This window comes from [Flexibacter] sp. ATCC 35208 (assembly GCF_001975825.1).
Taxonomy (GTDB): domain Bacteria; phylum Bacteroidota; class Bacteroidia; order Chitinophagales; family Chitinophagaceae; genus Chitinophaga.
In genome coordinates this window covers 59338-71739 of the sequence record NZ_MTKN01000043.1, presented here as the reverse complement: position 1 = coordinate 71739, position 12402 = coordinate 59338, and the positions used below count along the sequence as shown (strand labels likewise).

General features: G+C 41.6%; 5 protein-coding genes. 2 read left to right on the top strand and 3 right to left on the bottom strand.

Features of this window, described 5'->3' with window-relative positions; all coding sequences use genetic code 11:
* The first annotated feature begins 241 nt into the window (after positions 1-241).
* Entirely contained in the window at positions 242-1990 is a 1749-nt protein-coding gene (gene ltrA, locus BW716_RS23760; RefSeq protein ID WP_220388821.1) for a group II intron reverse transcriptase/maturase, read from the top strand.
* Positions 1991-2043: 53 nt separating this feature from the next.
* A complete protein-coding gene (locus tag BW716_RS39045; RefSeq protein ID WP_083726713.1) occupies positions 2044-2313 on the top strand; it encodes an integrase core domain-containing protein in 270 nt (89 codons plus the stop codon).
* A 258-nt stretch (positions 2314-2571) separates the two neighbouring features.
* Here the strand turns inward: BW716_RS39045 and BW716_RS23750 are convergent, their stop codons facing one another.
* Genes BW716_RS23750 through BW716_RS23740 form a run of 3 tightly spaced genes read right to left on the bottom strand, consistent with a single transcriptional unit; the run spans position 2572 to position 12401 of the window.
* The gene (locus tag BW716_RS23750) at positions 2572-3327 is read right to left on the bottom strand and encodes a hypothetical protein (RefSeq protein ID WP_143708995.1); all 756 of its coding nucleotides are present in this window, start codon (positions 3325-3327) and stop codon (positions 2572-2574) included.
* Positions 3308-10789, bottom strand: a complete 7482-nt coding sequence (locus tag BW716_RS23745) for an RHS repeat protein (protein ID WP_083726709.1) — start codon at positions 10787-10789, stop codon at positions 3308-3310. The genes BW716_RS23750 and BW716_RS23745 overlap by 20 nt, the downstream gene beginning before the upstream one ends.
* Positions 10790-10793: 4 nt before the next feature.
* Positions 10794-12401, bottom strand: coding sequence for a hypothetical protein (locus tag BW716_RS23740; RefSeq protein WP_083726707.1), 1608 nt, complete (start codon positions 12399-12401; stop codon positions 10794-10796).
* Position 12402: the final 1 nt, after the last annotated feature.

Here is a 12402-nt window from a genome sequence, read left to right as displayed (position 1 = left end):
AAGTATAAACAACTTCACTATCTGATCCCGGCGAAGAGCAGGAATCTAAGTTTGACGTAATACGAAAAATGCGGAACGAAGTAACCTGATGTCTGTTCTCAATACAATTGAGCAGGAGTCAACCGCATACAGGCATTGGGAGGGATGATCTCAGAAGCCAAGGATCGGAGTAATTCCCGATATATGCCTACGGAGATCCTGTAAATTAGATGATAGAGTTTTAAGTAGTAGTTAAGAAGTCATGAACCAAACTAAAGAGTTAAGGTATGAATGGGAATGGTCCACAATCGACTGGAAACCAGTCGAGCGGACTGTTTTTAAGCTACAAAAGCGAATCTATCGAGCCTCACAGAAAGGGAATCAGATATTAGTAAGGAAATTGCAACGGCTACTGAAATCTTCCCTATCGGCAAAACAACTGGCAGTAAAGCAAGTCTCACAACAGAATCAGGGGAGGGGAACAGCCGGTGTTGATGGCAAAACGGCCTTAACACCTGCATTACGCCAAACGTTGGTTCACTCAATAAGAATGGAATCTAAGACAAAGCCAATCCGGAGAATATGGATCAGTAAAACCGGAAAATCAGATAAACGGCCTCTTGGTATTCCAACTATAAGAGAAAGAGCAAGACAAACACTGATAAAGTTAATACTGGAGCCTGAATGGGAAGCAAAATTTGAGCCTAATAGTTATGGCTTTAGACCTGGTAGGTCATGCCATGATGCAATACAAGCAATTTTCCAGGGAATTAAGTTTAAACAGGCCTATGTTTTAGATGCTGACATCAAAGGATGCTTCGACAACATTAATCACCAGAAGCTTCTAAGTAAGCTGAAAACCAGTCCTAATCAAAGACGACTGATAAAATGCTGGTTGAAAGCCGGTATCATGGAAGATGGAATAATACTTGAGAATGAGAGTGGTATCCCGCAAGGGTCCCCCCTTTCGCCGTTGCTTGCCAACATTGCATTGGATGGAATGGAAAGGGATACTAAAGCATATCTAAACAGACAGCTTTACCAATACGAGAAACAGAAAAGCAATGCAAGAGGGAAACGACCGAGCAGCCATAAAAGTGCGATATCCATCATTAAATATGCCGATGACTTCCTTGTAATTCATGAAAGTGAAAAGGTAATAGCAAAAGCGAAAGAATTTATATCAGAATGGTTAATGGAAAGAGGATTGGAACTGAAGCCAGAAAAGACCAAATTATGTCATACACTTCATAAACATGAAGGAATATCACCCGGGTTTAAATTTCTTGGTTTTCATATCCGTCAATTTAGTTGCAATGACAGAAAGAAAGGTTATAAGCTAATTATCCGACCAGCAAAAGAAGCAATAAAAAAACATTCTGATAAGCTGAAATGTATTGTCCGAAATCATCGGGCATTGGATCAGAAAGGCTTAATCTGGTTGCTAAATCCTATTATACGGGGGTGGTGCAACTACTACCAATATGTGGTTTCAAAACATACCTTCAGCTACTTAAGAAATATTACCTTCAGAAAGATATGGGGATGGGCCTGTTTTCGACACAATAGAAGAGGCAAGAAACGGATCAAGAATAAGTACTTCGTCAGAGATGGAGGAAATAATTGGCGATTCTGCACCAATGACGGATTATTGAAGTTAGCAGAGCATACCGATTGGAATATCACTCGTTTTATAAAAGTCAAAGGAGAAAAAAGCCCCTACGATGGTGACTACATATACTGGGCGAGTAGGATGGGGCGATATGCCGGTGGCTTTCAAAAAACTTCAGAGATCCTAAAACTACAGAAAGGTAAATGTTGGAAATGTGGTTTATTCTTTAAGACGGATAGCCTCCTTACATTTCACTATGCTAATGGTAATGCCAAAGACTATCGACGGAATAATTTAATCCTGATCCATGATCATTGCAAAATACAAGGTGAGGTATTCATGACAAGAACTAATTTACAGAGGAGCCGGATGCCTCAAAAGGGGCAAGTCCGGTTTTGAAGCCGAGCACGGGTGGTGACACCCGTGCTTAGGTTAACAGGTTTTGGCGTAGCATCAAATACGAGAACATCTATCTCAATGCTTACGACAGCACGCTGGAATTATACAAAGGAATTCACAGGTATGTGGAATTCTATAATTGGGAACGAAAACATCAAAGCCTTGGATATGTTACTCCTGCTGATGTTTATGGCGCTGCTGATAAGTTATACACATATTCACAGCAATTCACAAAGAGAAAAAAAGTAACAAAAAAAGAGAAAGTTTATAATAGTAGTAATAGATTTGATTCTTTAATTAATAACCCACCTATTGCTGTCTAATAAATGGGGAGTATCTAATACCACTGTAGGGTTTTTATTAGGGGAAACTAGCCAGGTGAACGTGCTTAAAGACCCTGCTATGCTCAAAGGCTTAATGATATTGATGCACTGTCTGAGGAGGATAAAAAATATATCCTGTATGCCATTGATGGCTTGCTCCGCGATGCCAAGTATAGAGAAGCGTTTAAATAAAAATCAATCTGAACCATATAAACCTAACTTACATGGCTCAGATCGACATATACGCATATAATGTAATTAAGGCGCAATTCTAATAATAGCTTTCCATTTTCCACTTTCTGCATTTCTTAATGCTCCCTCAAGAAACATACGATCATTTTCTAATCCCTCACTATATTCATTTCTTGACTTAAGGTTTTCAAGGTTTTGCAATATTGACTTCAGAAAACTATTTGTTAACACAATATAATGTATCCCTTCTTCAATTCCGGGATCCTGACAATATGGCTCATATGGATTGAACGTTTCAATTTCAAATGATCCAGCATCATTCCACTTATCATAAAACACTGAAAAAACAGAGGTAAACTGACTTGGAGGATTATATACAAAGTTATAATAAAACTTATCTTTATTAATTGCAGTGCAAGCATACAGCATGACATATTGAAGAATCTCAAAATCTGGACGGTTTACTATCCTTCCATTCTCCAAATAATTATGCTGAATGTAATCATATGTTTCTATACTAGATTCCTTGAGTTGTTCATCAAAAGTAAACACATCACTGTATTCTACTTTATCTGAGGCTCTTTTAGATTTATGCCTCGTAAGCACACCATTCATTTCATTTAATATAGCAGTCAGTCGTCCATTATCAGGAGACAATAGTGCCTCCTGATAATCTAAAAAACGATTGCTGTCAAAAAATAGCAGATCAATATCTAAATTCCGATATACCTTCTTTTTTTCCATAGTACAAGCTGATTCGTGCATTATTATCAATAAAGATAAAAAAGCTAACAATATACATTTAGTTAGTTGTGGTCTCATTAGTTGTTGTAATTTTTATCTCTTTATAAGCTTCATAGGCTTTTTCACTTGCTCGCTTTTCTAAATCGTCAATAAGCCACAGTCCTCCTTGCAAACCTTCCAATGTAGCATGCAACGCACTAATTGTCTTTGCGGCACCAGGATTTCTAACCGTATTCAAATATGCCTGTTTATCTATCATTAGAATACTATAAGAACCAGGGTTAGCCTCTGCATTAGCTATAGCTTGGCTAAAACCTTTAACAATATTTGATAAATTACTACTATTAGGACTTAACGTTTTAATCTCAAACAGAAAATTTCGTGGGCTTTCCAAATCAAATGAACGTTTAGAATCCAAATTACCTGAAGCATCAAACATTATCATATTAAATACTGGATATTCAGTCCCTGCATTCATATTACTTCTCACAAATGAAGCCCTTAACATATAATCATATGTTCCTCCAGGAACCCCTTCGAAACCGTCAGGATCGTTAAACCATTGAAATCTATCATGAGAAATTCTCATGGTTCCAATATTCCGATAGAATTCATTGAATGCGATACGAGCTGCAATAGCCTCTCCCGCTACACCTTTCAACTTATTCCATGTTCTATTACCTCCATTATTGGCGTATCCATGTGCATGTTGCCACCACACATTTGGTCTTGCATTCACTGATGCGTCAGAAGCTCTCAGCAAATAGTCATCTGATTTATACCATGCACCCATTGCATCTTCTAAAACGGATCTCGTCTTTCTCAAATTTTCAGGAGAAGCTGACTCTAATCCGTCTAAATCAATATGGGCGATTGGACTATTACTTGCAAACTGGTAAGGAGTTAGTTCCGGATATTGTTTAGTAATTGGATCCACACTCAAAAACCGACCAATCCTCGGATCATATATCCTCATCCCATAATCCTGCTCATTCCCCTCTCCCTTCACATCATTATCATTCTCCTTTCCGTTAAACCCATATCGATATCCTTTAGATGCTATACCATAACTTATTCCACTTTCAGTCCCAGGATCGGCACTCGTCTGATCCACAAACAGCGTAGTTAACTCATCACCAGTCCCACTTGCAAACTCCCCTTCAAAACTTATCACCTGCGTAGCCATATAAGTTCCCGGAGTATTATTCGTCCGCTGAGTGACTGTCAGTGTCGCAGGGATGGTATCCCCATTCATTACTACAGTACTACCCGCAACATTCCTTCCTGTCCCTATATGCCCACCTCTTCCAGGCATCAGCATACCGAATGGATAGTATTCCTGGGCAGAAGTAATAACCGGATTATAAGAATCTATACTAGAATTATTGAGTGACACCCCCGTTTTCCTGTCAGAAACCGTTGCAAGCACATTTCCCAAATGGTTCGTTAACTCAAAGAACTTCTTTCCTCTTGTAAATGTAATATTTTTCCCATAACCTAACCCTATGATACTAGTTGTCGGTGTTGGTGTTGCATCCTGTACATTAGTTGCCAGGGTTGTCATCCCTAAACGGCTGGAACCATACAAATTGGCTTCTATCTGACTTAACTGGCCACTATTAACGGATGTATCCCGATAAGTATACGTACTCAGTATGTTGCCCGTAGCGTCACGTATATAGAATGTCTGAACAGTATCTTGCGTTTTGCTGATCACTGACTTACTGATCCGGTTTCCAGCTGCATCATAGGCATAGACTATAGAAGTCGTATCATGCTTATATATTTTGGCTATTTTACCATATACATTCCACTTAATACTATCCACCCCGGCACGGACATCAGAAACCATATTACCAATACTATCGTACTTGTAATTACCAATTGACTGGTTATCAATATCATTTCCATAATTAGCGCCTCTTACCAGGTCTGTCACATAGGAAAGCTTATTTGTACCAGGACGGTAATGATAAGTCAGGCTATCCATTCCTAAAGGCGAACCTGCAAAGGTTTTATTACCATTACGATTGTAAGTCAGGATATTACCATTTCCATCATAGGTAACTGCTTCTTTGAAATCTGAAAGCGCTGTGAAGGCATTGGTCCAGGAGTTGTTTAAACTATCAAGCCCCTTATTGGCGACCATACCTGTAAGTCGGTTGAGAACGTCGTAGGAATAAGTATATTCCAGCGGGGTGCCAAGCGTTGATATGCTTTGGCTGATAGCAGAGATATTACCATTGAATAACGGGCTATTGCCAACTGCCGCAGCAAATGGCTTAACGGTGGTACTAACAGGTGTATATTCTCTATTACCAAAGTAGTGGATACCGAATCCAAATGCATCTTTCGCTACCAGGCTACCACTGGCACCGTCACCTCCTATATCAAATGTTGGTGTGAGCGCGGTACTGTTTACCCCTTTCAGCCACCCTTGTAATGTGTATGCATAATCAATACCCTGTACCTGTTGCTGACCTATCACTGCACGAGCCAGCGGACCATGCTTATAGTATTCATACCAGGCGTCATTCTCCCAATAGATACTATCATGACTGGTTTCAACGTTGGTAAGGCGGTTTTCTGCATCATAGCTATAACGATGATAAAAGGCATCCTTCTTCCCTGGCTCATACGCTACAAAATTAACCTTACCACTAATTAAATCATACTCATAATTAATAGTCTTGAAGCGGTTACCATTTATAAGCATGTTTCCATGCTTGTAGTCCTGTAACAGGGACTTCACATTACCATGGATATCATAACTATAGAATGTACCACTCGAATAATCCAATCCATCTGTAGTATTCAGAGACGCAGCATCATCAAACTTTGCCATCCACGAAACCCTGTTTCTGAGATTATCCTGCACCAGCACGGTATCAGATGCATAATAAGCAATATCATAAACCGTTTTTGTAATCTGCGTACGGGTAGCCGCTGCTGCATTCAACCAGCTTGCTAAACTTTGCTCACTTCGGCTAATTGTACTAGTCATCGCTGTAGCACTCGTTAGCTCTCCGACTTCTATAGGCCGGCCCAGTACATCAAAGTTTGTATAACTATAGTTTTTAGCTAATGATTGTTTCACATTCTGAGAAACAACCGCCCTACCTAATTTATCATACCAGTAATTAGTAATACTATCATCAGGTGTTTTCTTTGAGGCAATCTGATTCAGCGTATTATACCTATACTCCGTCGCCATCTGATGCGCCGGCACGAACCGTGTACCCGCTCTTCTCGCAGCTGCCAGATTTGCCTTCCATGCCGCACTCCGATCTATCACCACACCCGCTGGCGGAATTGTCCTCGTCAGGTTCCCTGCCTGGTCATAATAATACAAAGTATACTGATACTCACTGGTGCCATACCCTAATGTAAACAACTCACGCAGCCCGCCAGCAATCGCCGTATCACGATAAATCTTATCAAAATTATTCTTCAGGACATCCTTGTAATTATTGTATAGATCATACCCCTGACTATATACCAGGAAGGCACTATCAGAACAATTGTTGATTGTATCCTTGACTGTAGTGAAGATAGTCACTGACTTTCCGCATAATAATATGGTATCAGCAACAGGATCAGAGACATTAGAAACCCTCGCTATGACAGTACCGCCTGTCGTATCACTGATCTGGCACTGATTAGTCCTGAAGTCCATATACTCCCAATAATGCTTATTAAAGCCCAGTCTCACGTTCATATAGTTTTCGAACAACTGGTTCTTCTTCATCTGCACACTATCTGTTGTCTCTCTTACTGGTGCATTACCCGGATATTTGGAAATATAACTATTATACAATGTATCAATTACCTTACAACCTATACAGATATCTCCCGTATAGCACTGTAATGCCGGTGGGATAGTAATAGGAGATGTAAGGCTGACACACGTGCTATTACCATTACATGAGCTCAACAATGAATCCAGGTTCGCCTGGGTCATATGGATACCTCTCGTAGCCGTCAGATAAGCAGCAAATGTGAGGCTTGTTCCTTTCGCTGTGTATTCGCTCTTCAGCGCATTCAACTTAGTACACTGACAATCGTCTGGTTTGCTGTATAATGTGATGTCGTAATAAGCCGGCTGCTGATCGTAAGGTGCCGGTGAGGTAATCTGGTAAGCATTGCAGGTATAAGCCGGGAGGTTTTTACCCGCATAATATGCATCCAATACTGCCTGGAAACTTTTGTATGTATAAGTGCTACCCGGTGCTACTGTACTCGAGCCAAATGGATGTGATATATCTGAACCCTGTTTACATACCTCTACTAATCTTGGTAAGATCACGTTAGTAAGAGTAGCTGAATCAATACAACCAATCAGTTTACTGTACCAATCTGCAATGTAAGCTCTACAATTCTGGGCATAAGATGAATCCATTGACACACGCACTGAATCTGAACCCTGATTTTGATTCAGGTAAGAAGGACCCTGCTCGCTGACTGCCTTATCAGCTACATAAAAAACTGGTTGGAATCCTGAATCAATGAGTGTAGCAGATGATATCTTTGGGGTACCGGAACAGGAAGCTGCATCAATCACTGCATCAATCAGGTTATGCTTTTCTGTCTTATAGCTCTCCCTGAAAGCACGCCATGCCATATCCAGATCTGCTGTACAGGTCAGCAAACCAAAAGCGGTTGTTGGATAAATACTGGTCTGATAACACGTTCCATTGGAAGGACACTTCACACGAACCATCGCCATGGTATACATGCTAACTCCAGCTGGATTGCTCTTCATGTAGTTCTGCATCCGGCTATTCAAACCATCCTTAATACTGGTGTATTTAATCGGATCGACATTAGCGGTTACGGTTGTAAAATTACCGTAAGTAGAATCTCCCAATGGGTTCAGGTATCCCGCTGATACGGCATCTGCATAGGTATCTATTTTTGAAAATTTATCATCCCAGTCATAACTTGCCTTATACTTAATATAAGTCAGGTATTTACAATATTCAGGATGATATTTCAATAACGCATTGGCCCAGGAAGCCTTAAACTTACTCCCAAACTGGGTGGCTGTCAGTTTTTGCGGAATCACCCATGCTCCTGTCTGTTCATCATATACTGTATCCTTTTTACCATTCTCATCCAGATATACTATCAATGTATCCTGGTATGGAGGCAGTTTAACATCAGAATCACTATAAAAGATAGAGAAAATATTCACACTATCTTCCGGCACTGCATATTGTCCTGACGGTGCTGTCACATCCAGCAACATTTGCTTCAATACATTTGTAGTCTGGGCAGTACTATCGCACAGCGCGTTACAGGCATCGATGGCTGCTTCATAGGCAGTCCATGCTGCACCCCGGCTGGCAGCAGTATCCTGGATCTGGCCTACGCTCATATAGTTGGCCCGGAAGTTATCCCAGCTACCAATACTTACAAAACATGCCTGGCAGGATGGTAAACAGTCCGTTGTAGGCTGCAATGCTCTTTGATCATTGATAAAGTCATCCAGCGTCTTACACAGGGATTTGGCCATGTAAATATTGTCCCGGTAATAAGCAAGTGCATCACTGTTCACTACAAGACGTTTCGTGATCAGGTAAGATCCTGAAGTCAACGCCAATGAATCAGTTACATCGATATTTTGTACTGTTGAATTTGCAGTTGGATCGGTACCTGCTGTATAGTTACGGAATACCCTTTCATAGGCTTTTTTACCAGGTAAACGCTGGTTATTTGCGTCATCCGTGATAGTAATATACAGATCGTATCGTACAGGATAGTCAACGATGACACCATTGCAATCCGGCATCTTTACAGAAGGTGTATTCAACTTGTAGCGGAACGTATATGTAGCATCAACAGATACGATCTTACTCTCAACTGTTTCAAGTGTCAGGTCTTTGAGTTGATTACTCCCCTGACGTGACAATGTATCCAGGTAAGTCAGCGGTGTAACACCCGGCAATGCGGAAAGATTTGCACTATCCGGACTTCCGGCCAGCGCGGTAGCAATTGTACGGCCATGCATGTCAACATACGTTATTGCAACCTGGCCATTCGCATCCTTTACGGAATTTTTAAAATAGTGTGTTTTATCTCCTATATCCGTACCAAATAATAAATCCAGTTCCTCCTGGCTTGGGCTGCCGTATTGATAACGGGTCTCATGATTGCTACCCAATTTAAATACGTCGCCTACCCCGCTCTGCCTGCTGATCCTACCGGTATTATCCTGTGTGTATTCTGTCTGGGTAAATGCATACCCATTTGAGTTTGGCAGGTAACGATTCACGCCCTGGTTGCTCTCAGGATTATTTGCAGAATAATACTGGTTGGCTCCTGACAAAGAAGACATCGCTGCTGCACCGCCAGTCAGATAGTCACTGGCGCTAACCAGGGTATCATATTGGTTCTTATCATACTCAGCTCCATTTGCAGCGTTATTAAAACTCTTGAAATATTTTACTGCATTGCTTAATGTAGGTGCAGGCATTACCTGTATGGCAGGACGCCCCTGGTAATCATACATTGTCTCTGCTACGATAGCCGTATTCGTACTATTATCTTTGGTAACCGTCTGACGACTATGTAAGCTACCATCATAATAATTGACTACTACCTTACGTTTTCCTTCTTCTGCAAAGCTGATGGCAGATTGCCAGTTGAGAGAGCGTTCGTGTCCGCTATAACCATATTTTCCGAATCCAGCACTATATTTGGAGCTCCATACAGTTTCCATTCTCACGTTATTGGATCTTTCCTGCACAGACCTTACCCTGTAAAATATAATACCCGGCTCGTCGAACATGAGTGGTATATTATAGCTGGTACCTGAAATGGTCACACGGGTAGCGTTGTTACGGAATACCGCCTCTGTATCCAGTGGTGTACCATATCTGAATAATGCGGTAGAATCAATATGGGTCCATTCCAGGTCATAAGCATCTGCTCCTTCCACTGCTGACCATTGCACCGTCAGCTCATCACTGGTATCCACCAACTGGGCACCATTATTTGATACACTGGTGACCGCATCCGTACAAGCCAGTTTATATACCGGGCGCACGTACATCTCATTTTCCAATGTCAATGCAGGAAGGATATCCTTCTCAGCTGTAATGGTTACACTCAACACCTCGACCTTTACCTTATGCGCATTGCTGAATACAAAGCTGGACCTGCTGGTATAAGCATCGGTAGATTTGTAGTTAATGGTCAGCGTCTGTGAAAGGGTATCGGTTTTAAAGTCTGGTTTGGTATATGTAATCCTCACCTTCACAGAAGCTGTAAACTCCGAAGGAAGGTACAATTTTGAGTATTCATTGATCTTTAAGGTTACGACGTTTTTTACGCTATAAGGCGTATCGAGCTTTGGTAGTTTAGTTACGTCGAAATATGTGGCATCTGTCACCACAATGCTATCATTTACAGCGATCTTGTTGCTATCCAGTGTCTGCCGGAGCACGGTGACTGACTGGGCATGGCTATCCATTGCTGTGATCAGCAATAATAGTAGCACGCTAAAGATGCCGGTATATTTTTGCAATAATTGTCGCATAGGGCTATTCTTTTAACAGGGCGTTTCTGCTTTCTGAAATTGTTTTTATTCCTCTTTCCGTTTCTTTCTTTTGACGGATCAGTGTACCATCATCATCATACTCAAAGAAGGTTGCATAGTTATTTTCGTCCAGTTCGGCCATCAGCCTTAAATTACCCGGATCGTATGCAAAGGATTTCATGTTCGCATTGTATGGGTGAATGCGGAGATCATCCAGGTATACGACTGTACTATTCAACGATTTCAAATAGATGGATAAGGTGGTACTTCCGGCAGGCAGGGATACGACCTGTTCATAACGCTGCCAACCTTCGATAATAGCGCCTTTAGGAATAGCAGTATAAGTAGTGTCACTATTGCCGGCACGTTTTACTACAATGGAAAGGCGATTGTTCACATACGTTTCGCCAGTGCATGGTTGTGCTTCTTTTACCCAGCAACTTACTACGATCTGTTTGCCTGCAATTGGAGAGAAGATAGGTAGCAAGGCATCCTGCGTAGCTTTTACACTTTTCAATACGCTCGTACTGGTGCAGAGATTCGTGCCTGTATTAAAAGTCAGGCCCAGGGAAGTACTATCGACCTGTACAACGGAGGCACTGATACCAATTGTTGAGTCTTTGGGTATACGTATGCTGTATTTGCCGGTATGCGGCGCTTCGGTAGTGATATATGATTTATATCCTGAAAAGTCCAGGTTACGACCGATGCTACAGCCTTCATCACAAGCAGGTACACCATAATAATAGTCTTCAAAGCCTTCGTAGGTGGCTTCTCTGTAGCGCGCATTTTGAGTAGCGGCAATGATCATGGCGTCCTGGTAACCGTACAGGCCAGCAGTATATCTATTTAAAGGATCTCTTGTTTCCAGTTCCAGCCCTTTTTTGTTATAGAGGGTTGTCTGGCTGTTCCACACCCAACGGGTAGTATCCTGCTGAGCAGTCAATTTTTTGTTAACGACTTTCCAGAATGGGGCAAAGGCTGATATGGTTCCCCCGGTTCTGAGCACTACTTCGGTTGTTGTGTTTGTTTCAGCACGATTACCATAGTAGACATAGCTTTTGGAGGGACGCCAGTTACCTGCCAGCCCATAAGTATACGCATTCACACTGGTGTCGGTGACAGCACTGTAACAGAGGGCGGAAGCGGCTGTTGTGCAGGTGTAACAATTGCCAATGGATAATGTAGCGATGGTGGTAGTACTACCGGAAAGATGGTAGGTCACTGTTTCGCCAGTGCCGGTGCAGGCATTACTTAGCAGATTATTGAAAGTTACGGAGCTGGTAGCATTAATATTGACTTCACAATCACCGATCCTGGCACTATAAGTGGTGCCGGAAGTAGCTGTAGAGGTGGCGTAGAAGTACTTATTAATGTTCTTATATAGGATTGCACACCTGGTATAAGAGACATCGTAACCAGCACGCCTTGCATCTCTGAGGAGAGATGCAAGGATGATGTGGTCCGTTTCTTTTGTTTGGAGACGGTTGGATGCGATCAGATAGTCGAACATTGGTTTTAGGCATTCGCAGGTACAGGAGGATTGTCCGTACAGGTTGGTGCCTGCCAGTATCAGAAAACTATAAATCAGTATGAGGATATATCGTTTCATA

Coding starts and splice junctions, on each gene's coding strand:
- ltrA (WP_220388821.1), top strand. CDS start 242: ATGAACCAAACTAAAGAGTTAAGGTATGAATGGGAATGGTCCACAATC.
- BW716_RS23750 (WP_143708995.1), bottom strand. CDS start 3,327: ATGAGACCACAACTAACTAAATGTATATTGTTAGCTTTTTTATCTTTA.
- BW716_RS23745 (WP_083726709.1), bottom strand. CDS start 10,789: ATGCGACAATTATTGCAAAAATATACCGGCATCTTTAGCGTGCTACTA.
- BW716_RS23740 (WP_083726707.1), bottom strand. CDS start 12,401: ATGAAACGATATATCCTCATACTGATTTATAGTTTTCTGATACTGGCA.